Origin of the sequence: Nostoc sp. CENA543, from assembly GCF_002896875.1 — a bacterium.
GTDB lineage: Bacteria > Cyanobacteriota > Cyanobacteriia > Cyanobacteriales > Nostocaceae > Trichormus.
This window is the reverse complement of the sequence record NZ_CP023278.1, coordinates 5,035,605-5,058,367: the sequence shown is the minus strand read 5'-3', so window position 1 is coordinate 5,058,367 and position 22,763 is coordinate 5,035,605. Positions and strand designations below refer to the sequence as shown.

At 41.6% G+C, this 22,763-nt stretch carries 15 protein-coding genes; 6 read left to right on the top strand and 9 right to left on the bottom strand.

The window, feature by feature from the left end; genetic code table 11:
* Positions 1-63: 63 nt before the first annotated feature.
* The 4 genes from CLI64_RS21085 to CLI64_RS21070 form a co-directional block, all read right to left on the bottom strand.
* Positions 64-1,284 (bottom strand): hypothetical protein, encoded by a 1,221-nt coding sequence (locus CLI64_RS21085; protein WP_103139044.1) that lies wholly within the window; start codon positions 1,282-1,284, stop codon positions 64-66.
* 655 nt (positions 1,285-1,939) lie between these two features.
* On the bottom strand, positions 1,940-3,535 hold the full coding sequence (locus tag CLI64_RS21080) for a DUF4335 domain-containing protein (protein WP_103139043.1): 1,596 nt from the start codon (positions 3,533-3,535) through the stop codon (positions 1,940-1,942).
* 21 nt (positions 3,536-3,556) lie between these two features.
* Positions 3,557-4,162 (bottom strand): DUF3038 domain-containing protein, encoded by a 606-nt coding sequence (locus CLI64_RS21075; RefSeq protein ID WP_103139042.1) that lies wholly within the window; start codon positions 4,160-4,162, stop codon positions 3,557-3,559.
* 590 nt (positions 4,163-4,752) lie between these two features.
* Positions 4,753-7,206: an endonuclease MutS2 gene (locus tag CLI64_RS21070; RefSeq protein ID WP_103140820.1), complete on the bottom strand. Its 2,454-nt coding sequence runs from the start codon at positions 7,204-7,206 to the stop codon at positions 4,753-4,755.
* 310 nt (positions 7,207-7,516) lie between these two features.
* Here CLI64_RS21070 and CLI64_RS21065 point away from each other — a divergent pair, with 310 nt between their 5' ends.
* The 3 genes from CLI64_RS21065 (at position 7,517) to CLI64_RS21055 (ending at position 10,752) form a co-directional block, all read left to right on the top strand.
* Positions 7,517-8,680, top strand: coding sequence for a GuaB3 family IMP dehydrogenase-related protein (locus CLI64_RS21065; protein WP_103140819.1), 1,164 nt, complete (start codon positions 7,517-7,519; stop codon positions 8,678-8,680).
* Between the two features lie 470 nt (positions 8,681-9,150).
* The gene (gene trxA, locus CLI64_RS21060) at positions 9,151-9,477 is read left to right on the top strand and encodes a thioredoxin (RefSeq protein WP_103139041.1); all 327 of its coding nucleotides are present in this window, start codon (positions 9,151-9,153) and stop codon (positions 9,475-9,477) included.
* 204 nt (positions 9,478-9,681) lie between these two features.
* A complete protein-coding gene (locus CLI64_RS21055; RefSeq protein ID WP_103139040.1) occupies positions 9,682-10,752 on the top strand; it encodes an LOG family protein in 1,071 nt (356 codons plus the stop codon).
* A gap of 100 nt (positions 10,753-10,852) precedes the next feature.
* Here the strand turns inward: CLI64_RS21055 and CLI64_RS21050 are convergent, their stop codons facing one another.
* Positions 10,853-12,283: a family 10 glycosylhydrolase gene (locus CLI64_RS21050; RefSeq protein WP_103140818.1), complete on the bottom strand. Its 1,431-nt coding sequence runs from the start codon at positions 12,281-12,283 to the stop codon at positions 10,853-10,855.
* Between the two features lie 512 nt (positions 12,284-12,795).
* Between CLI64_RS21050 and acs the strand changes: the two genes are divergently transcribed.
* Positions 12,796-14,766 carry an acetate--CoA ligase gene (gene acs, locus CLI64_RS21045; RefSeq protein ID WP_103139039.1) on the top strand — a complete coding sequence of 657 codons (1,971 nt, stop codon included), beginning with the start codon at positions 12,796-12,798 and terminating at the stop codon, positions 14,764-14,766.
* A gap of 47 nt (positions 14,767-14,813) precedes the next feature.
* Here the strand turns inward: acs and CLI64_RS21040 are convergent, their stop codons facing one another.
* The 4 genes from CLI64_RS21040 to CLI64_RS21025 all read right to left on the bottom strand — a co-directional run bounded on the left by CLI64_RS21040 (position 14,814) and on the right by CLI64_RS21025 (position 21,894).
* Positions 14,814-16,355: a serine/threonine-protein kinase gene (locus CLI64_RS21040; RefSeq protein WP_103139038.1), complete on the bottom strand. Its 1,542-nt coding sequence runs from the start codon at positions 16,353-16,355 to the stop codon at positions 14,814-14,816.
* A gap of 52 nt (positions 16,356-16,407) precedes the next feature.
* Positions 16,408-18,012, bottom strand: coding sequence for a serine/threonine-protein kinase (locus CLI64_RS21035; protein ID WP_103139037.1), 1,605 nt, complete (start codon positions 18,010-18,012; stop codon positions 16,408-16,410).
* A gap of 599 nt (positions 18,013-18,611) precedes the next feature.
* Positions 18,612-19,802 carry an esterase-like activity of phytase family protein gene (locus CLI64_RS21030; protein ID WP_103139036.1) on the bottom strand — a complete coding sequence of 397 codons (1,191 nt, stop codon included), beginning with the start codon at positions 19,800-19,802 and terminating at the stop codon, positions 18,612-18,614.
* A gap of 82 nt (positions 19,803-19,884) precedes the next feature.
* Complete coding sequence (locus CLI64_RS21025) at positions 19,885-21,894, bottom strand: family 10 glycosylhydrolase (protein ID WP_103139035.1); 2,010 nt, start codon at positions 21,892-21,894, stop codon at positions 19,885-19,887.
* A 231-nt stretch (positions 21,895-22,125) separates the two neighbouring features.
* Here CLI64_RS21025 and CLI64_RS21020 point away from each other — a divergent pair, with 231 nt between their 5' ends.
* Both CLI64_RS21020 and CLI64_RS21015 read left to right on the top strand, forming a co-directional pair.
* Positions 22,126-22,326, top strand: coding sequence for a type II toxin-antitoxin system VapB family antitoxin (locus tag CLI64_RS21020; protein WP_103139034.1), 201 nt, complete (start codon positions 22,126-22,128; stop codon positions 22,324-22,326).
* Positions 22,323-22,724, top strand: a complete 402-nt coding sequence (locus CLI64_RS21015; RefSeq protein WP_103139033.1) for a PIN domain-containing protein — start codon at positions 22,323-22,325, stop codon at positions 22,722-22,724. Before CLI64_RS21020 ends, CLI64_RS21015 begins: the two co-directional genes overlap by 4 nt.
* The last annotated feature ends 39 nt before the right edge of the window (positions 22,725-22,763 follow it).

Below are 22,763 nucleotides of genomic sequence, written 5' to 3'. Positions count from 1 at the left end.
AGGGCAAGCCTGCCCCTATCCCTACACAGTGATAGTAAGTATATTTCTTAAGTTAGAAGTCCCTTAGTTCAACAAACCCCCAAAAAATTTAGAGACTTGTCCTAATAGATTCACATCCTGCGGTTCGCCCAAAAACTGCTTGAGATGACATCTTAAAATATCAACATATTCCTTCATGGGTTTATCTTGGTTTTTCAATTCATTATTTTTAAACGCATCGAGTTTTAGCAAGGCCTTTTTAGCTGCATTGACTTTATCAGCATTACTAGCAGATTGACTATGAGAAATCATTTCCAAAATACTATTTGTGATAGTAAAGGAATCATGAAATTTTTGCATTTCCTGCTGTCGCCTGCCTGGTTCTCCTTTTTTCATCATTTCAGTAATGGAACTAGCTGCTAAAGCACCAATTGCTACTACCGCAGCTGCACCACCAAGAGTCCCGCCAAGACGAACCGCATCTTTAGAACTACCAATTGCACCCGCAATACCAGAGACAATTCCCGCAGTAGCTGCTCCCGCCGCTAATCCAGCCGCAGTACCACCCAAAGCGGAAGCAGTCGCCACTATTGTTGCTGATTCTTTGAGCCAATTCCTTGCTTCTTGTGCTTGTAAAAGATGATTTTTAGTCACAACCTGAGACATAAAGTCATCTTTGTTGAGTTGAGTTTCTTCACTCATCAACTTATCTCTAATAGAGCGATATCTTCTCTCCCGCACAAGACTTTCTATGTGTAATACATCTAAAGTTTGTTGTAAGTAATGAAGAATTACGATGTCAATACTAGTTAATATTGCATCTTTCATGGTTCTTCGGGGATCAGACATCCATTCCTGTAGTGAGAAAACTTCGGCTTTAGTTATATCCAAAGCCCACATTAAATAACCAATTTCTAATTCTGTGTTAAAGGTTTGGAGATCCTTGGCTAGTTTGCTCTCAGAAGTTTCTAACTCTAGTTTTGCTCTACTAACCAATTCTCCCTTTTCACGGGTTTGACGGGCATCATCACGAGAATTAGATGCTAGTGAGGTTAATAATCCTATACCGGCTCCGGCTAGACTGGCATACTGCACACCTTGCTTGAGTTCCATGTATACGCCGCTAGCTCCAATAAAACCAGCGATCGCAAATGGCAAAAGATGTTTGTTCAAGATAAACTTATTGGGTTGTTGACTTTTGTGTACAGCAATATCAAATAAGTCTTGAGCATTATTTCTCTGCATTTGAGAATCATAAGCTTTATTTTCCAGCAAGGTAATTAAATCTCTTTGTTGTTTATCCATAAGAATCTATGTATCTTATTGAAGATTGCGCCCAAATTCCCATTACCAGAAGCTTGTTTATATAAGCTGACACCCAAAACAAATCCCGTGTCTTGTTTGGAATTATCAAGAACTTTATAAATGTCAAGCCTATTGTATAGATTTATTTTTACGTATATCTACTAGCCTGTGTAAAGAAAATATCAAGATATGATATATTTTCGGCAAATTAAGTAAATATCCTTGATATTCAAGCGAATTTGGCTCTCAAATAGTGAAATTAACTATAGGAATCCGCTTTGATTCCTGAAATTATTTGCGTAGGGAGGGAACAGGTAACAGGGAACGCAGATGTAGCTTGCTCCCCAGAGGGTACGCCGATAAACGCGGATAAAATCGATTTTTTAATGCAACATTTTAGCCTTGCCACGCCTGTAAGGTGCGTCAGTATAAATAACCTCTTGGTATAGTTAGGTTTTCTCGCACTGACGCACCCTACAGTTTAGATATTTTTTATCTGGAAGTCCCTAAAAAGGCTTATTGATATAATTCTGCTGCGTATTCATGGACGCAATTAAAACTGGTGCAACAACTATTGCACCAGTTCAACTTCCGAATTTTAGATTTTAAATTTTGGTTCATAGAATTGAATCCAAAATCTAAAATTGTTTGGCTATTATTCCGACTCAGGAAAAGTCTGCACCTTACCATCTGGACTGAGAACAACTCGAATTCTCATACTTTTGCCGTAGCGATTGGCAGAAACAAATCGTTCACCAATAGCAGGCATACCCACCATATCAAAGTTCTCTCTAGCTGCTTTGCCTAATGGGTCAATCCGTTCAATCGAGCCATCCACACCCACCATGACGCTATATTCTAGAGTTTGATCAAAACCTGTTGGTGGTTGCCAACGTTTTTTCAAAAAATCCCTAGCTTCTGCTACTTGGGGTGTGTCAAATAGAGTGCTGTTGCTGTTAACAGAAACTTCTGTGGGTGCGGGTCTATTTGCTTCACCTCTTAATCTTCCAGCCAGGGAATTCGTTTCAGCCTCATCAGATGAAGTAGTTATAGAGGAACTGATTCTGGCTTGAGACTGTTGGACAGTTGTTGGTGAATATAGTCGCGGAATGGTTCTAGGACTGGGATTTGGTAAAGTAGCCAAGGGTGGCGGCACGGGAGCAGGTGGAGTAGAAGCGAGTCTAGGCGGTAAATCGCGCTTGAGAGGAATCCCCAATTCATTTGAGTTTCCCGCTATTGGAGGATTAGACTGAATTGTCAGTTGGTCTGGGATGTTGAGCGAGGAATTACTAGACCCTGATGGAATTTGAATTGGGGATGAGTTTGTAGTCTGTTTTTCAGCAACGGCATTTGGTGCTAAAGCAGTATTGGTATTTGTGTTAGGGAGATTCGCACCAGGGGATGGCAGGCTGTTAATAGGCAGACTGTTAGTTTCAGGTAATGGAGGCGTAGAAGTCAGAGGTAGGGATGATGAAGTGTTAGGTGTAAGTTGAGTTTGAGGTACGGGGAAATTAGGTGCAGGTGGGGTTTGTAGGGCAATTTGTGTATCTGGGGAATCTGCTGTTTTAGCTGTTTGCGTTGGCTTTGTCCGCAGATTACTAGCATATTGCCAAGTAAACGGCGTTAAACCAATAGCGATGACAAACATGGCCGCTACAGTTACCCAGGTGGGGAAGCGTACTACTGAACTACCTTGGTTGAGTATAGGTAGTGCCAAGACATCAGCAGTATATTCATCTAAAGCATTGGCTAAATCGAACAGTTGTAAAAGACTCAGAGGAATAACAGCACCAGAGGTTTGATTAGCTAGAGAACCGAGATATAAATTGTGAGTTAAATAATTGGTAGATTCTAAGTAAATTTTTGACCCTGGAATTGGGGATGTAGAATTATTTGATGTTTTGGCTAATAAAGGTTCTGGTGAGAAATCTGTTAATTCTGTGTCATTTGATACTAGATTGGAATCCTGAAGACCAGAAAAACTGAAGCAAAAGCTTTCCGGTGACTGCTGAAGAAGTTCTTGTACGTAAGTAGTGACAGCATCACATAATGCTTCTAATTGGTCGCGATCGCCTCTGATTGGCACGCGCCGTTCTTCTGGCAAGGCAGGATCATCAAAACGTAACTCAAAGGTTAACTGCTTAAGTACAGGTTTCCCCATCCAACGAGATAAAGGAGAACTTTGCGCTAATACTTCTAGAGTGCAAGTAGGAGGTGTGTAGCGACGAATGACAGAATTTGATAGAGGCATGGCAGGACAAACGAGATGTTTTCAAATTTTTGCGGAACGGTCTATGAGTGCTAACCAAAGACGGCGATGTCCACCAGGTGCGCTGTAAAACAGCAAATCGATTAGCAGTTTGAGTGCCAAGTTGGTAAGTAGATCCGTTGAGATTTGCTCATCCTCTTCCATGCGTTCTTGATAAACGTTACAGAAAGCATCAATGTAATCCCCCAGTAAAGCAACCTGATGAGGTTCTCGATTTTTTGCCGCCATTTGTTCTAGTAGTCCAACAGCACGGCGAATCAACTCTTGGTGCTGTTTGGCAAGATGACAAATAATCAGAACTAGCGATCGCGCTTCTTCCACATCTAGTTTTTTTCGCCCTCCTTGACCTTTGCGTATGGGATTCGACTGTCGCAGTCGCCATAAAGCTACGCGATCTGGCACTCTTGACTCCAAATTCAAATCAAGTGCGGCTGAGAGCATTGCCTCAGAACCAATACCAGTTAAAGTTTCTAGTGCCATCAGCACCAAATCTAACTGGGTTTTAATGTTTTCCCATTGCACAACATTGGGATTGGGAAGTTTAGTTAACTCCTCCCACTGAGAATTGGGAGTGGCTGAATCAGCGGCCGAGTGCATAACTTTTAGCATAGGTGATCAGGCTGATAGGGGCTGTTGCTGTTACCCATTTTGAAACCAGACTGTTACAAATGACAGTTGGTTTCTGATCAAGTTAGGGGCAGAGGGCAGGGGACATGAGGCAGGGGACATGGGGAGGGAAATAATGTCTTTTACCCTATACACCACCCCTATACTCCTACACCCTTACACCCCTATACCCCTATAAACAGCAATTGTCACTGTCTTACTCTACAAGATGAATTTTTATTTTCAACAGTATAGAAGGTAGATTTTGTTTGTCAGATTTACCTGCTTAATCCGTTATTTCAGTACAAAAGTATAAATAAAGATAATGAATTAATTTCATCCTAAATTGCTCAAGACTAGCATCATCAATCCATCAATAAATAGAAGTAAATACTTATCTTCTAACACTTTGTTATATTTATTGCTGAAAAATTATTTATTTAATGGGAATTGGGCAAACAGGGCATCGGATATTAAAATCAAATCTCCCTTGTCTACCTTGTCTCCCAATCCCCAGCCTTCCAATTTTGGATCGGGTTCAATCTAAAATCCAAAATCTAAAATCTAAAATTCTCAGTCCCCAACCCCCTACCTCAACCAACATAAGCAACTGTTACCCCACTCCCACCATCAGCCTGTTCTGCTGCTTCAAAGCGGCTGACTCTGGGATGCTGTTGTAAAAAAGTATGGACACCTTGGCGTAATTTACCAGTACCGTGACCGTGAATAACCCAAATTTGTCCTTGAGCTTCGGAAATTGCCTTATCTAGAATGATTTCCGCATCTGCCACCCGTTTACCGCGTATATCGACGGTATTTTGGGAGGTGCGAATGGCTGGGGCGGTTTGGGGTGGCGGTGTAACTGTGGTGGGACTGGGTTTTGGTTTGGCGATGGGTTCAGGTTTTTGACCGTCAAGCGATTCGATATCTTGTAACTTGACAGTCATTTTCATAATGCCAAAGCGGACGCTGAACTCTCCATCATCGTTAGGTGCAGTTAACACTTCTGCTGTTTGCCCGAATTGAGATAAGCGGACGCGATCGCCTACTTTGGGCATAAAGCCAATTTTTGGTTTAGGCGGTGGTGCTGGTTGATATTTTTGGGCAATTTGATTGATCGCACTAGTTGCTTGTTGGGCATCTTGGGCTGTGGCTGTACCCTGTTGCAAGCGGCGAATTACCTTAGCAATCTCGCCTTTTGCTTGAGTAATTGCCTGTTGTACAGCGACTTCTTGAGAAGCCCGTAAAGACTGTTCTCTTTCTTGCAAGGCGGCGGCTTTGGCGGAAACTTCTTTATACAAACGTTCGGCTTGCTGTAAAAGTTTTTGAGCTTCTGCGGCTTTGGTTTCTTGGCTACGGCGTTGGGCTTCTAACCCTGCAATCACTTGGTTCACCTCATCCGTAGCCTCTCCTACTTGAGTTTTTGCCTGTTCTACCACCTCTGGTTTCAAGCCCAAACGCAAAGCGATCGCCAAAGCGTTGGAACGTCCAGGAATCCCCCACAATAAGCGATAGGTAGGCGATAAAGTCGTCTCATTAAACTCTACGGAAGCATTTTCAAATCGTGCATCGTCATATTTGAGGGCTTTCAATTCCCCGAAGTGAGTTGTTGCGATTGTTAACTGGGCATGATCAGCCAAATATTGTAAAAGTGCGATCGCCAAGGCACTCCCTTCTGCCGGATCTGTCCCCGCACCGACTTCATCAAGTAGGACGAGGGATTGGGGATTGGGGAACTCGGGGACCCCTCTGGGGATAAGGGGTAATGGGGATTGGGAATTATCTGTCGCCTCTTCCCCAGTCTCTAGTGCCAACGCATTTAAAATGCGACTAATCCGCCGAATATGGCCTGAGAAGGTGGATAAACTTTGCTGTAGGGATTGTTCATCGCCTATATCTGCCAATATTTGGTCAAACCAAGGGATTTCTACGGGTTCACGGGCTGGAACAAATAAACCTACTTTGGCCATTAATGCTGCCAATCCTAGCGTCTTTAGAGTGACTGTTTTACCTCCGGTGTTTGGCCCTGTAATTGTCACTACTTTGATATATGGGCTGATTAATAAATCAACGGGAATTACTGCATGACCTTGTTCATGTTGTTGTTGCCAAACTAATAGGGGATGGCGTAATTGTCTTAAGGTAATAATTTCCTGTTGTTCTCTGTCTACAAATCTGGGGGGGTTAGCTTGTAACCACAAACTGTATCTAGCTCTGGCAGTTGCCAAATCCAATGTTGTGACAATTGCCAATAATCTTTCCAAATCAGGCTTAACTGCTGCTACTTGCTCTGTTAATGCCCGCCGAATTGCTTCTGCTTCTGCTTGTTCTCTTCTGAGTGTTTGCCGCAATTGGTTGCCCATCGGCACAATTGAATTCGGTTCAATGTACAGAGTTGCGCCACTAGTTGAAGTGTCATGAACGATACCAGGAATAGCATCTTTTTGGGGTGCTTTCACGGGGATAACATAGCGATCACCCCGTTGGGTAATAATTTGTTCCTGGACTGCCCCTGATTTTACCTGAAGGATATTTTGGAGCTTTTGGGTGATTTGACTGCGTAATCTCCGCAATTCCGTGCGAATTTCTCCGATTTTGACACTAGCGCGGTCAGTTACTTGTCCTCGCTCATCAATACAACGGTGAATTTCTTGCTCTAATTCAGGATAAGTCCGTAATTCAGAGACTAGCTCTTTTAATATAAATAAATCTTCTTGGTTATCAATAACACGCCGTAAATTTCTCGCCCCAGCCAAAGTAGTAGCGATCGCCAACAATTCATCCCCAGCCAAAATCCCTTGGAGTTCAGCCCGTTCTAGGGAATCCCCAATATCTTGAACTCCTTCAAAAGATAATCCTGTAGTGATGCGACTTTCTAGCTGATAGACTTCTTGAGTTTGTGCTAATAAATCCTCACTTGCTGCTTGAGAAGCAGGAATTTGAAGACGCAAAGACGCGATCGCCCCTAACTTAGTAGCGGCAAATGTGGAGAGGTGCTGGCATAAACGATGCCATTCCAGTAGTTCTAAAGTTTCAGATTGGATCAAGGCTGCAACATCAAATCTGACAAATATTGTAACAATTCTAGTTGACTTCAGGGATCGGGGACTGGGAAGCAGAAGGCAAAGAGGCCGGGAGAAGCGGGGAAATTTTTCTCCCCCTTGCCCTTCTCTACGAGAGGCTACGCCAACGGGTTCGCAGTCGCTCATGGGGGAAACCCCCAAGACCGCGCTGTCTCACCCCCTGCACCCTGCACCAATTCCTCTGATATGCCAAATCCCCAATCAAAAAAAAACGCTGCAATTTATCTCACAATTTGATACCCTAGCTAGAACAGATTTTAGAAAAGTTAACAGCGTGGAAATTCAACTTGGGCGGGGGAAGACAGCTCGTAGAGCCTACGGCATTGATGAAATTGCTTTAGTCCCTGGTAACAGAACACTAGATCCGAGTTTAGCCGATACTCGGTGGAAAATTGGTAATATCGAACGAGAAATTCCCATTATTGCCAGTGCAATGGATGGTGTGGTTGATGTGGGTATGGCTGTCAAGTTGTCACAGCTTGGGGCATTGGGTGTTCTCAATTTAGAGGGTATCCAAACTCGCTATCTTGACCCAAACCCTATTTTGGATCGGATTGCATCAGTAGGCAAAGATGAATTTGTTTCCTTGATGCAAGAACTGTATGCCGAGCCAATTAAGCCAGAATTAATTGAAAAACGTATTCAGGAAATTAAAGCACAAGGTGGCATTGCTGCTGTCAGTGCAACTCCAGCAGGTGCGAGCAAGTACGGTGAAGTAGTGGCAAAAGCTGGAGCAGATTTATTTTTTATCCAAGCTACAGTGGTTTCCACGGCTCACTTATCACCAGAGTCCATTACACCCCTCGATTTAGCTGAATTTTGCCGTTCTATGCCCATTCCCGTGGTGTTGGGGAACTGTGTCACCTATGAAGTTACTTTAGATTTAATGAAAGCTGGGGCGGCGGCTGTATTAGTAGGGATAGGCCCTGGTGCGGCTTGTACCTCTCGTGGGGTCTTGGGTGTGGGTGTACCCCAAGCAACTGCGATCGCTGATTGTGCGGCTGCTCGTGATGAATACTTTGCAGCCACAGGTAAATATGTCCCCATCATTGCCGATGGTGGTCTAATCACTGGGGGCGATATCTGTAAATGTATTGCCTGTGGTGCCGATGGTGTGATGATTGGTTCTCCCTTTGCTAGAGCCGCAGAAGCCCCAGGAAGAGGCTATCACTGGGGTATGGCAACTCCCAGCCCTGTATTGCCCCGTGGAACACGCATTCGCGTTGGTACAACTGGTTCTTTAGCCCAAATTCTCACCGGCCCCGCAGGTCTAGATGATGGTACTCATAATCTTTTGGGTGCTTTAAAAACTAGTATGGGCACTCTAGGTGCAAAAGATATCAAAGAAATGCAGCAAGTTGAAGTTGTGATTGCTCCTTCTTTGTTAACCGAAGGTAAGGTTTATCAAAAAGCCCAACAATTAGGTATGGGTAAGTAATAGGGAATAGGGAATAGGGAATGGGGAATAGGGAATAGGAAAAAGCTTGAGAAGCCTTGGTTTTTAATCAAAAAATCTATCATGATTGTAAAATCATAGAGCAATTCATCATTTCTTCAACCCCCACACCCCTAAACTCCTATACCCTTACACCCCGACACCTAATAAATACCTAATCCTTAATGGATAAATAGTTGAAATCCTTCAGGAATTTTTTCCAGAGTCTCAAACATTCACTGGAAAAATCCCATCTGTCGCCTACAATAGAGATAGCGGAGACGCATGTTTCCGTTCACTCCTCACACCACACTCCGCCCGGACTACTGTTCGGGCGGTTCCTTTTGTCCGGAAATTTATGAATAAATTCTGGAGTTCTTTGTAAATGTACATCCATATATTTCTGGTCGATGTTTTTGCTATGGTAGAATTTTCACGAAAGTCAGAAATATAATTGGCAAAGGTTTTTAGGCATGTCAGCAGCCGCACAAGTTACAGATTCTACTTTTAAGCAAGAGGTACTCGATAGCGATGTACCTGTTTTAGTCGATTTTTGGGCTCCTTGGTGTGGCCCTTGCAGAATGGTAGCTCCTGTTGTAGATGAAATCGCAGCTCAGTACGAAGGTCAACTGAAAGTTGTAAAAGTCAACACGGATGAAAATCCTCAAGTTGCCAGCCAATATGGTATCCGCAGTATCCCCACTTTGATGATATTTAAAGGTGGACAAAAGGTTGATATGGTAGTCGGTGCAGTACCTAAAACTACATTATCTAATACCTTGGATAAGCATCTACGCTAAACTCGGTAGTCTGCCCTTGTTAGAAGAGCATTTGGAGTTAACTACCCACACTAACCTATGGGTACAGTGTGGGCATCTAATTTGACGGATGGCGATCGCCTGAGTAGGCCAACTTCATCGCCAGAATTCGTGACTATCTTCAGCAGTTAATACATTGACCACCAAAATTAGGTAAAATGTAATGCCATTGTGTTGGCAGTTCTCATGACTTCATCTGCGTCGTTTGACACATTCGAGTCTCTCCAAGCGGATATCGCTGGATTAATTGATCGCTTACCGAGTTTAAAACATCGGCAATTCATTCAGCAGGCTTTAGGTACAATTATTCGCCTAGCTGATAGTGATATTGACCGCCTCGATTGGAAGATATTGTCTGCTGCTCTAGCTGATATGGAGCAAGGCTTTCAACTATTTTATGACTATCGACACGTCCGTAAGGTGACTATTTTTGGGTCAGCGCGGCTAGCACCAGAAACTCCAGAGTACCAAATGGCACTGCAATTTGGACGCGCTGTCACCAAGTTAGGTTTTATGGTCATGACAGGCGGCGGTGGTGGAATTATGCAGGCTGGTCATGAAGGTGCGGGGCGAGAAAATTCTTTTGGTTTAAATATTCAGTTACCTTTTGAACAGCAAGCTAACCCCATCATTGAGGGCGATCCGAAACTCATTCACTTTAAATATTTCTTCACTCGTAAGTTATTTCTGCTCAAAGAAAGTGATGCTGTAGCCTTATTTCCTGGTGGCTTCGGTACTCAGGATGAGGCTTTCGAGTGTATGACATTGAGTCAAACAGGTAAATTTGGCCCTGTACCATTAGTTTTAATAGACCATCCTGGCGGTGATTATTGGCAATCTTGGAGTCAATACATCAATGAGCATTTAGTGAAGCAAGGTTTAGTCAGCCCTGAAGATCCGAGCCTTTATACCGTCACTGATAACTTGGAAGTTGCTTGTGAGGCTATTACCCGTTTTTATCAGGTTTATCACTCTAGTCGCTATGTAGGCGATTTATTAGTCATTCGTTTGATGCAAGAACTATCGGATGCAGAGGTAGGTCAGTTAAATGAGCAATTTAGCGACATCATTGTCAAAGGGAAAATAGAAAAGAGTCAGGCTTTACCCCAAGAAAGCCAAGACGAAACTATTGATTTACCACGCATAGTTTTATACTTTAATCAACGGGATTTAGGACGTTTATACCAAATGATTGCGGTAATTAATCAGATGGGTATTCCTGCCGCCAAAGAGCAATTACATCCAGAAAAAAAATAAAGTTACACCTGATGTGAATAAAAAGAACTGACTGCTTATAAGCCTTAGAGGTATGGGTGAGAAATCATCCCATTGATCAGCAACGCCGATTTTTCATCCTCTAACGGCAGAATTTGCGATCGCTATCATGATCAGGATACTGCCAAGAATAGGCAAAGTGACTCACACCCTTAAGTTTGGGTGCAAACTGCTGTAATGCTTGCATTTGCTCTTCTAATGAGGGACGATTACTCACTGGTTCTCCCCATTTACCCGCTAACGCTGGGATGATTTGTGTTCCTGGCTTGGCCAAACTGATTACCCGTTGCACTTGTTCCACAATACAGTTAACGTTACCGCAATTTGCATAGGACATGGGATGCCATTGTAAGGAACTAGGAAACTGATCCCACGGTTGCAAGCGGGAATCATAGCCTTGTCCTACAACTTGATTACCTTCTGGGAAAAATACCGCACCGGAGGGAATACCGAGTTGTTTAGCTGGGAGACTAGCTAAGGTGACAAAATCTATAATGCCTTGCATGGCATGGGCTACCGTCAATAACCACAATTCTGTTTGTATTAGGGGTTGTCTTTCGTTGGCTGACAGGAGTGATTTTTCTTGGGTTGGGGGAGTACGGCCTTGCCATAACGGTTCACTTTCTTGAGGATAGAGTTGATCAACTTCGCTAATATCTCCGGCTGTGATGTATCCTTTGCCTAAGAAACGCCGGATTAACTCTAGTCCTTTGTTATTTTGGGCGCGACGGAACAAAGCTTCTTGAGTAGCTTTAGTAAATAACCATAAATCTGTAACTTTGGTGGCGATGGAATCACTACCAGCTTGACGAGGATAGCGAATGTAGTCAAACAACACTCCATCGGGACGACGGCGGAGGATTTCTTGCACCATGCGGTAATAGTCGCGTTTGGCTTGTTCGTTGTAGGGGTCGATAAATACTTGATTGCCGTCATTGACAACATATAAGCTAGTTTGACCCTTACCGTTACGGGCGATCGCACTTTCTCTATCTCGTCTGAGTGCGTAGCTATAGCCAAAGTTGGTAGTATACAGCCAAGTATAGACTTTTAACCCCCTTTGCTTGCCTTTTTTAATGGCTGTGGCGAGTAAATCAGCTTTTTCTGCACCAGGATTGCGAATCGCTGAAGGCCAAACTGTCGGGTTATTGGCTGCGGGTAACAAGACGCGTCCATCATAAAATGCTTCTAGATAAACTTGGTTATAGCCATCATTAATCACTCGATCCATAATCTGATCTATAGCCCCTGGCTTCAGATCACAAGCGTATAAACGTAACCATACAGCCTGGACTTGCGGCCAAGTGCGGTTACGACATTGCTGGACTTCTTTGGCGTGTTTTTGAATTAATTGTTGATAGCGTCTGTTAGCGTCTTTATCCCCTTTGAGGGCTAATAAGCGCAAATTTTCTTTAGTTTTGACCGCAGTTGATGAGATGCGACAATATTCTGTGACTTGTGCTTGGGCTGGTTCAAGAAGCCAGAAGCCAAAAGGCAATATCGAGAAAGTCATCCCTATAAATAAATTCAGGGGATGAGTCAAAAACTGTTTTCTAATTAATTTCACTCTCACACACAGCCAGGGATGGTTAGACATACTGAATCGGAAAATAACAAATCCATCATCCACCCTCTGGCGATCGCTAGGGTGAATATGTATCGAATGTTATACAGCACAGAACACAGAACGGAAACAGGGAAAAGGCTGAACAGTTTCAATGGGGAATGGGGAATTGGGAACAGCAAAAATTGGATGTTCTGAACTGTATTGTTCTATAAACTTATAAAAGTGTTTTAAACAACAGCATCCTACTAGGGTGATATTCCAGAAGGAGTATAAGGGCAGCCTAATTATTTAGGTTCTTTTTTTACGTATATTTACTTAGGAGTAATTTTTCTCACCCCTACACCCCTACACCCCTAAACCCCTAACTCCTAAAATTTGCTTAAGAAAAATCAAAGCAATTTTGTCTAACTTTGAGTACAGAATAGTTGTCAGTCACAACGCTATTACCAGCAATCATTATGTCTGAATCAACCATAGAATCAATCTTACAAGAGAAGCGGTTATTTCATCCCACTAGTGAATTTTCGCAGGCTGCACATATCAAAAGTTTGGAGGATTATCAACGTATTTATGACCAAGCTAAGGCTGATCCGCAAAAATTCTGGGCAGATTTGGCGGAATCAGAATTGCATTGGTTTGAAAAATGGCACACAGTCCTAGATTGGCAACCACCTTTTGCAAAGTGGTTTGTGGGCGGAAAAATCAATATTTCTTACAACTGTCTTGACAGACATTTGACTACTTGGCGCAAAAATAAAGCCGCTTTGATTTGGGAAGGTGAACCAGGGGATTCTCGCACCCTTACCTATGCCCAACTACATCGGGAAGTCTGTCAGTTTGCCAATGTATTGAAGCAACTGGGTGTACAAAAAGGCGATCGCGTGGGCATTTATATGCCGATGATTCCAGAAGCGGCGATCGCCATGTTAGCCTGTGCCAGAATTGGCGCACCCCATAGTGTAGTATTTGGTGGTTTTAGTGCTGAGGCGTTGCGCGATCGCTTAAATGATGCCGAAGCGAAGTTAGTGATTACCGCCGATGGGGGTTGGCGTAAAGATGCGATCGTTCCCCTGAAGGAACAGGTAGATAAAGCGATCGCTAATGGTCTTGTTCCCAGTGTCAACCATGTTTTGGTAGTACAACGCACCGGACAAAAAACTCACATGGAACCCGGACGTGACCATTGGTGGCACGATTTACAAAAAGGCGTATCAGCAGATTGTCCCGCCGAACCAATGGACAGTGAAGATATGCTGTTTGTTCTCTACACTTCCGGCAGTACCGGCAAACCCAAGGGTGTAGTTCATACTACTGGTGGTTACAACTTATACAGCCACATGACCACCAAATGGATTTTCGATTTACAAGATACAGATGTCTATTGGTGTACTGCCGATGTGGGTTGGATTACTGGACACAGCTACATTGTCTATGGGCCTTTATCTAACGGTGCCACAACTTTGATGTATGAAGGCGCGCCTCGTGCTTCTAATCCTGGTTGTTTCTGGGATGTAATCGAAAAATACGGTGTAAATATTTTCTACACTGCACCTACAGCAATTCGGGCATTCATCAAAATGGGTGAACATCATCCCAAATCCCGCAATTTGTCTTCCTTGCGCCTGTTGGGAACTGTGGGTGAACCAATTAACCCCGAAGCTTGGATGTGGTATTACCGTGTCATTGGTGGGGAGCGTTGCCCCATTGTTGATACTTGGTGGCAAACAGAAACCGGTGGAATTATGATTACACCCCTTCCTGGGGCAATTCCCACTAAACCAGGGTCAGCAACTTTACCCTTCCCTGGAATTTTCGCCGATATTGTAGATTTGGATGGTAACTCCGTCGGTGAAAATGCAGGCGGTTACTTAGCAGTACGCCATCCCTGGCCGGGGATGATGCGGACTGTCTATGGTGATCCTGAACGCTTCCGCCGCACCTATTGGGAACACATTCCCCCCAAAGATGGGCAGTATACTTACTTTGCTGGTGATGGGGCGAGAAAAGACGAAGACGGTTATTTTTGGGTCATGGGACGGGTAGACGATGTGCTGAATGTTTCAGGACACCGCCTGGGAACAATGGAAATTGAGTCAGCCTTGGTGTCTCACCCAGCCGTAGCTGAGGCGGCGGTAGTGGGTAAACCCGATGAACTCAAAGGCGAGGAAGTAGTAGCTTTTATCACTTTAGAAGGGACTTATCAAGCTAGTGAAGACTTGAGTAAAGAACTGAAAAAGCACGTAGTCGCAGAAATTGGTGCGATCGCCCGTCCTGGAGAAATCCGCTTTACTGACGCATTACCCAAAACGCGATCGGGTAAAATCATGCGGCGGTTACTGCGAAATCTTGCCGCCGGACAAGATGTCACTGGTGATACTTCCACACTAGAAGATAGAAGCGTTCTGGATAAATTACGGGAAGGCGCATAAAGAGGGGTGTAGGAAATGAACCTGTTCCCTGTTCCTCGTTCCCTGATTTAGCAAGCTTGATTATGTTTTAGATTAGCTGAAGCAACAATATGTGACATGGAGGCTATTTCTTTGAGGATTTGTGACTGTAATTGTTTATATTGTTGCTTCAGCAAATTTTTACTTAAATTTGCTTGATTCATTGGGGGTAATTTTTGGCTTTGTTCTACAGATAATTTCAGCTTTTGTTGTTGATTAGGATCAATCTCACTATTGAGGATTTGAATGCAAGCATGAGGCGGTTCTAAAGTGAAAAGAATGAGTGGATAGCTTTTATTGTTAACTAGGGATGTCACCATCTGACGATTGTGAGAACTTTGCATATCTAGGTAGCAGGGTAGCCACTTAGGTTCTATTTCTGGAGTGTAAAGTAGTGTCACCCACAACAGCATCGGATGGGGTGATGACAGAAAAATAAATCGGTTATGTATTTGAGGATGTGGACGTTTTTGAATTTCTGGAGTTGGTAACATCAGCCAGAGTGAGGCAATCGATGTGTTTGGGGTGTTAATTAAATGAGGAAAAACTATTTCCTGTTTGGGTTTATCTGGCGGCCAAATAAATTTTTGAGCATTTTTTTTTAAAGCTAAATGTATCTGAGAATTGATAGTGACTTGAGGTGTAATTTTGGGTGTTAAATTTGGATAAACATGATCAGTTGGCTGTTCTATGCTGTCCAAAACCTGAAGAATTTTACCGACACTTTGGGGGCGATCGCTCGGTTTTTTCGCTAAACAAGCCATAATTAAATCATTAATCTCTGTCGGGATTTTTAGCTGGGGACTGACTTGGGCGATCGTGCGCGGTGCTTCAAAGTGATGGGCTTTATACCATGCACCAAATAAATCTGTTTCTGGTTTCCAAGGTTTAGCACCAGTTAACATCTCAAACATCATCACACCCAAGCTATAAATATCAGAACGACTATCTAATTTCTCTCCTTCTAATTGCTCAGGTGAAGAGTAAGGTAATGTCCCGTGAAATCCTTTATTAGTGCTAAATGTTGCTGCATAATTGACAAATTTAGCGATGCCAAAATCTAATATTTTAACTAATTGACCTAAAATTGGGTCAGGAATAACTAATATATTTGCTGGTTTAATATCTCGGTGTACTAAAGGACAAATCTTACCATCGATTTGAATTCCTTGATGGGCGCACTGTAAGCCTAAACAAATTTGGCGAGTTAAATTTAAAAACTTCGTTAGTGGTAGGGGAATTAATTCTTTTAAACTCTGACCGTTTAAATATTCCATCACATAAAACGGTTTTCCCTGATCACTGACACCATAATCATAGGCTCTAACAATGTGCAGACTTTTTTGACTCAAAGCTGCACTCATCAAAGCTTCACGCGCAAAGTCTTTGTGAATCTTAGAATCAGATAGCGTTTGGGTTAAAAATTTGATGGCAACTGGTGTTCCTCCTAGTAGCATATCAGTTGCTAAAAAAACTTCACCCATACCGCCAATTCCAATCATTTTTTTTAATTGGTAGCGATTGGCAATTAGTCCTGCATTTTGTTCTGATGCAAACGCACTTGGATTCACTTTATATAACCTCTAACATTGCCATAAAATTTAAAACTTACATAGGAAATTATTAGTTGTTTTTGTTTTTGAATAACTGCATGAAATTTTCGATTAACTGTGATAACCAATTCTTTAAATCAAATTTATCAAGTTGTTTATTATTAGCTAGATTTTGCATAATTTCTAGCTTAATTTTTTCAAATTCTCCCTTCAGATTAGCTTTGGCTTCTTCTGGCGTAGTCGATACTGTCGCTGGAGATTTTTGTGTGAGATTTAACCAGTCTACTAGTTGTTGTCTTTGTTTAGCAGTCAGGGTTAGTGTCATCACTTGGGCGCAGTTATGTGGGTCTTCTAGGGCAAAAAATAATAAGTGATAGTATCCTGTATCTGCCAACAATTGGATAATTTTTTGACCTCTATTGTCTCTCAAATCAATGAAAGATGATAGCCACCGAATTAGTGATAGTTGAGCATCGTACAGCACAGCTACCCATAATATCATCGGGTATAGGGTCACTTTATGAATAAATTCAGTGCTGTGACTTCTATTGATGAATTGGTCGATTTCCTGCTTGGGGAGCATAGCCCAATATGTAGGAATAATACCTTGGCTTGTAGGTAACAAGTGAGGAAAACCAATGGCTTTAATGGGTTTATTTTTTGGCCAGGTTTTTTTTAAGCATTCCTTTTCAGAAACAGAGGTGACAGGAATTAGCTGCACTGTGGGCAAACTTTCCCACACGTCACTATTATCAATATTAGCGGCAATTTTGTTTTTAACTCGCTCTAAAACTTGCAGAATTTCTTGAATATTTTGGGGGCGATCGCCTGGTTCTTTCGCTAAACACTTAATTACTAAATCTTGTAATTCTGGATGTATTTTTAATTGGGGATCGATTTCTCCAAAGGTGGGCGGTATTTGCAATCTATGAGCTTGATACCAACTGCCAAAAGAATTACTTTGTGGTTGAAAGGGATGTTTGGAAGTTAACATTTCAAACATTAACACTCCCAAACTATAAATATCAGAACGGACATCTAATAATTTGCGTCCCTCCATATGTTCTGGGGAACAGTAAGGTAAACTCCCGATAAAAGAATCGGTTAGAGTCATCCCACTACGTTCTGTTAAAAATTTAGCAATACCAAAATCCAAAATTTTAACAATCTCATTTTGTTGACTATCTTTAGTAATAAATATGTTTTCTGGCTTAATGTCTCTATGTAAAACAGGATAAATCTCGCCTTTGAAGGTAATACCTTGATGGGCGCATTCTAAGCCTAAACAAATCTGATGACAAATATCTAGAAATTTTCCGGTTGTTAACGGCTGAGTTTTGAGGAGTTGCTTGAGGTTTTTACCTTGAAGGTACTCCATGACATAAAATGGATTTCTATGCTCAATCACACCGTAACTCAAGACACGGACAATATGTTTACTTTTGCGTCCTAATTGCGCGCCAATGAAAATTTCTCTACCAAAGCGTTGAGACAAATTTTGAGTCGCTAAATTGAATGTGAGGATTTTTAATGCGACTTGTTTTCCACCTTTAGCTGTATCCTCAGCTAAATAAACGCGTCCCATACCGCCTTTGCCAATCAAGTCTATTATTAAATAGCGATTGTTTAAAAATTTTCCAATATAAATATCTGGCTCTGGCTTGGAGTTGACCATATTTGGAAACTTGACGCTATCAAATAATGGTGATTTTGGGGATTCATTAACTTTAAGATTTCAGATTTTGTTAACCTGATATATTCAATCAGTTAATTTGAAAATAAGCTCTAACGAATCGAGTCTTTACACATTTTTACTGTGGCTGTTAATTGCTAACTATTAATAGTGAGATAGCTGCTTTCCGTTGCTTTATATGAGAAAGTCACTACTGCACTCGTTAGGCTAAACACACCTCATAAATAATACCCAATTTAGATAGGTAGTATTGTTTCAAGATTCTGGAATAGGCTAGAAATCTAGACTTTTAATCCAAAACCCAACATTCCAAATCCAAAATTGGTATAATTGTGTAATTTAAAAGCGTCATAGCTTAAACAAAAAGCAGTTTAAATCTGGCATAGAATTTTACTGATAGTTATGCAAAATTCCTTAAATATTATGTAACATATCAATTAAATAAAAGATATGAGCAAATTCACGCAATCCCTAATAAAACTCAATCTAGGAGAATCAGCACTATAGTAAATCTACTGAAAATACCTCCATACGAAAATTTGACCACCGTATTCAAGAGATTAGCTATCTCTCACTAATGATTAATTTTGTGGAAGAATCCGGCGGAATAATCTCATAAGTGGTGAAGCAAATTTGAGCTTAAAGGCTAAAAATTGTGTGCGCTGGATAGAATTGAAATTATTATCACTAACTAGGATTAATAATTGTTCTCTGTCGGCGAGTTTTGTCCCTAGAGTTAAGCCCTCTATATTATCTAGGGCGACATCTAAAGTTCTTAAATCTAACAGCAGTTTTTTCTGCGCTGCTTGCATATTTTGAGCATTGCTTGTTAAGAGACTGTCTATATTTTGAATATTATCGGCTGTTGTTAAAGAGACTTGAAATAAGAAAACAGTAAACCCTAAACCAGTAAAAGAACGTTCTATACTGAGAAAATGATTGTGATTATCTAAGGCGAGTAAATCTGGTAATCCGCTAACAAATCTACCTGTAGGATTAAAAAATGATGTTACAGGTTCTGTTTGATAAAGAAACTCTTGTTGGGGTTGTCCGTTAGCAAGATTGTATTGCAAAATTCGGCAAGGTGTACCAATATTCGGTGCAGCTATGACACCATCTTGAATCAGGGCATTTTCTGTAGCTGTAAATAAATATTTATTGTTAGGTGTAATAGTGAGACTTTCAAAAGCTAAATTATTACGTATCCCTTGCTGACTCTTTTTATTAGGTAAAAATTTGGTTGGTATGGGTAGACTTCGCTGGACTTTACCGGTAGCTAGGTCAAATTCTTGAATAAATGGTGGAATTGATTGTTCTACATCACCTTCAGAAGAAATGTATACTGTTTCATCTTGAGTGACAGCAATCCCTTCCGTATCTGTTGTACCTGAAGCAAAGGGTTGATTCTGATTATTCAATAATGTGGTGACACCCACCGTTTTCACACTATTATCTTGTAGACGACCTTGATTTAAATCGATTTTAAAAGTGTAAAATCGGGCTGGTGCTTTTTGTCCCCGATCATCAGAGATAGCATAGTAAAGGTCAGTTTTAGGATCATAAGTAATACCAGATAAACCACCGACTGGAGTTTTTTGGAAGGATAAACCTTTTGGTAATGTAGCTTCTCCAATAAACTCTATACTGCTAATTTCTATAACATCTGATTCTAAATTAATTAAGAATAACCCGCTAATTACAAGCGCGATCGCCAAAGCTATGAATAAATAAATAATTTTCGGTAAACGCCGGATTTGCTTCAAAAACTGCATAGCGAGAAAGTTAATTAGGTTAGTAGTAAGCACTTTAGTGCTGATTTTTCTATGACTAAAATGCTTACTACAAACTTATAGATTAACTTACTGTGATAACTACACCCTCACTTTCATTAGCTAATCTATCCACTGCACACACAGCATAAGTTCCTGGTTGCACAGTAGCAAAAGTTGTTCCCGCCGACAAGATTCTTTGCAGTGTCCAGGTATCCCCACTTTGACGGTATAGTGTCCATGAGCGTACAGGTTGATTATCTCCTGGTTGCCAATTGAGTCTACCGTTATTGAATTGTAGGTCTTTGGGTGGGGGCGGTGGAGCTTGATTTTGCCAAGACATGGCAGGTACTATGGCAGGTGTAGCATAAAGTGAATCTTTAAATTTGTCAGCAATACCTTGGCGATTGTCCGTAATCGAACTCATACTGAAGAAGATATTGCCCAAGGATAAATTTTTGACTAAGTTGCGGCTAATTTTGACTTGCTTGTCTATCTCTTCATCTTTCCAAACTTTACCGTCTAATAGTGAGATGTTGTTACCTGTGTAAATATGTCGTCGCTGGGGATTGATTTCTGTCCACCATTGCAGTAGTGCAGAGTAGCTTTGTTTAACCTGGTCTGTACGCCAATAAAGTTGGGGGGCGATATAATCAATCCAACCTTGTTCTAACCATTTTTTAGCATCAGCATATAAGACATTGTAAGCATCTAAGCCACTAATTCCCGGTGGTTGTCCAGGACGATAAATTCCGAAGGGACTAATACCAAATTTGACATAGGATTTGGTGGCTTTAATTCCTTGGGAGAGGCGCAGCACCATTTGATTGACGTTTTCTCGTCGCCAGTCTTCTAAACTGAGTTTGCCACCTGTGGATTTATAGGCAGCGTAAGTTTTATCATCGGGGAAAGATTGACCTTGGATGGGATAGGGATAAAAATAATCATCCAGGTGGACACCATCTATATCATAACGACGGACAACATCAATAATGACGTTATAGGCTCTATCTTGGACGACTTTCGCGCCTGGCTCCATCCATAATTGATTACCCCATTGATATACTACCTCTGGATTGGTTAAAGCTATGTGGGGTCGGACGTTGGGAGTTCCTTTGATGCTGGTTTTGGCGCGGTAGGGGTTGAACCAGGCGTGAACTTCGATGTTGCGTTTGTGGGCTTCCGCGATCGCAAATTCCAAGGGGTCATAAAATGGTTCTGGGGCTTTCCCTTGGGTTCCTGTTAGCCAAGCACTCCAAGGTTCAATACTAGAAGCGTACAAAGCATCGCCTTCAGGACGCACTTGTAAAATTAAGGCATTAAAATTGAGTTCTTGTAGTCGCTTGATAGTATTGACTAATTCGGTTTGTTGTTGAGTTCCAGAAAGTCCGGCTTTGGAAGGCCAGTCACTATTCCAAACTGTTGTTAGCCATGCACCCCGAAACTCCCTTTGATGACTGACTTTGACGGTTCTTGGCGCGGTGACAGGAGGAACTACCAGATATGTAGAGTTAATTTTGGGGGCGTTACCGAGATAAACTAAAGCTTGGTAAACTATAGCCGCTACATCTGCGCGAGTTGCAGCGATATTGTAATTAAGTAGTTTGATGTTGGGGAAGCTAACAACTAAACCTGCACTAGTAGCGATCGCAATTTGATTTTTACCATAATTAGGAATGTTTGTCCCATCTTGATAAATTTGCGGTAATTTATCTAATAAATCGGGTTTAATCTTATTGGCAATCTCCAAGCCATTGACTAAAGAGACTAAGACATCACCACGGGCAATTCTATTACTAGGACTGAAAGTTTTATCAGGGTAGCCAGTTAGAAACCCTGTTTCGTAAGCTTTTTTGATGGCACCAGCCGCCCAATTATTCGCCGGAACATCGATAAAAGAGATATACGGACGCTTTACAGGAACATTAAAGACAGCTGCAACTATCGCTGCAAACTCAGCACGGGTAACTGAGTTATCTGGACGAAAAGTACCGTTAGGATAGCCATTCAAAATGCGTCTTTCCGCCAAGGCTTCGATAAACGGACGCGCCCAATGGTTTTGGACATCGGAGAAGCGTGCAGTAGTAGATACCATTGTTAATCGCCGCTAACTTGCTTGATTTTAGAGATTCTTTGCTAATCTAACAACCAACTAGCGATCGCTACCGTATTTAAGTATAAATTTTCACATTTAGTAATGTTTCTGTTGACTGTTGACAGGTTGTAGGTGTTCATATTCCGACTTTTAAAAAAATTCGGGTATCTATGACCTATCATAATTGGTGTGGCAGCATATTAGTTAAAAAAACAATTAGTATCGAATTGCATGACAGTAAATCTCCAAATTAACGAAGCTTTAATTCAAGAAGCTCTAGCTCTAAGTAACCAACAAAATGAACGTGATGTAGTCGAACAAGCCCTACGTGAATATGTACAACGTCGTCAACAGATGAAAATACTTGATTTATTTGGAACAATTGATTATGACGATGATTATAATTACAAACAGCAGCGACAAAAACAATGAAAGTTGTTGTAGATACCTCTGTGTGGTCTTTAGCGTTACGACGTAATAACCGACAACATGCTTTACCTGTGGTTCAACGCTTAGGTGAGTTAATTGCAGATGATCAAGTCGTTTTACTAGGTGCTATAAGACAAGAAGTGCTTTCAGGTATTCGTTCCACTGAACAGTTCACTCAACTTAAAAACTCACTTCGAGCTTTTCCTGATTTACAGTTAACCATCGAAGACTATGAATTAGCGGCTGAATTTTATAATACGTGTCGCTCAAATGGTATCCAAGGGGCTAACACTGATTTCCTACTGTGTGCAGTGGCTCACCGTCGTAGTTGGTATATATTGACAACTGATCAAGATTTTAGAAATTTTCAAGCATATATTTCTATAAATTTACTTGATTAATCAGAAAATGGGCGATCGCTCGCGTTAATGCAGACTAAT

What these genes read in the sequence shown, in the direction of transcription:
- CLI64_RS21085 (WP_103139044.1), bottom strand. Translation starts at nt 1,284, where the DNA reads ATGGATAAACAACAAAGAGATTTAATTACCTTGCTGGAAAATAAAGCT.
- CLI64_RS21080 (WP_103139043.1), bottom strand. Translation starts at nt 3,535, where the DNA reads ATGCCTCTATCAAATTCTGTCATTCGTCGCTACACACCTCCTACTTGC.
- CLI64_RS21075 (WP_103139042.1), bottom strand. Translation starts at nt 4,162, where the DNA reads ATGCTAAAAGTTATGCACTCGGCCGCTGATTCAGCCACTCCCAATTCT.
- trxA (WP_103139041.1), top strand. Translation starts at nt 9,151, where the DNA reads ATGTCAGCAGCCGCACAAGTTACAGATTCTACTTTTAAGCAAGAGGTA.
- CLI64_RS21055 (WP_103139040.1), top strand. Translation starts at nt 9,682, where the DNA reads ATGACTTCATCTGCGTCGTTTGACACATTCGAGTCTCTCCAAGCGGAT.
- CLI64_RS21050 (WP_103140818.1), bottom strand. Translation starts at nt 12,283, where the DNA reads ATGACTTTCTCGATATTGCCTTTTGGCTTCTGGCTTCTTGAACCAGCC.
- acs (WP_103139039.1), top strand. Translation starts at nt 12,796, where the DNA reads ATGTCTGAATCAACCATAGAATCAATCTTACAAGAGAAGCGGTTATTT.
- CLI64_RS21035 (WP_103139037.1), bottom strand. Translation starts at nt 18,012, where the DNA reads ATGGTCAACTCCAAGCCAGAGCCAGATATTTATATTGGAAAATTTTTA.
- CLI64_RS21030 (WP_103139036.1), bottom strand. Translation starts at nt 19,802, where the DNA reads ATGCAGTTTTTGAAGCAAATCCGGCGTTTACCGAAAATTATTTATTTA.
- CLI64_RS21025 (WP_103139035.1), bottom strand. Translation starts at nt 21,894, where the DNA reads ATGGTATCTACTACTGCACGCTTCTCCGATGTCCAAAACCATTGGGCG.
- CLI64_RS21020 (WP_103139034.1), top strand. Translation starts at nt 22,126, where the DNA reads ATGACAGTAAATCTCCAAATTAACGAAGCTTTAATTCAAGAAGCTCTA.
- CLI64_RS21015 (WP_103139033.1), top strand. Translation starts at nt 22,323, where the DNA reads ATGAAAGTTGTTGTAGATACCTCTGTGTGGTCTTTAGCGTTACGACGT.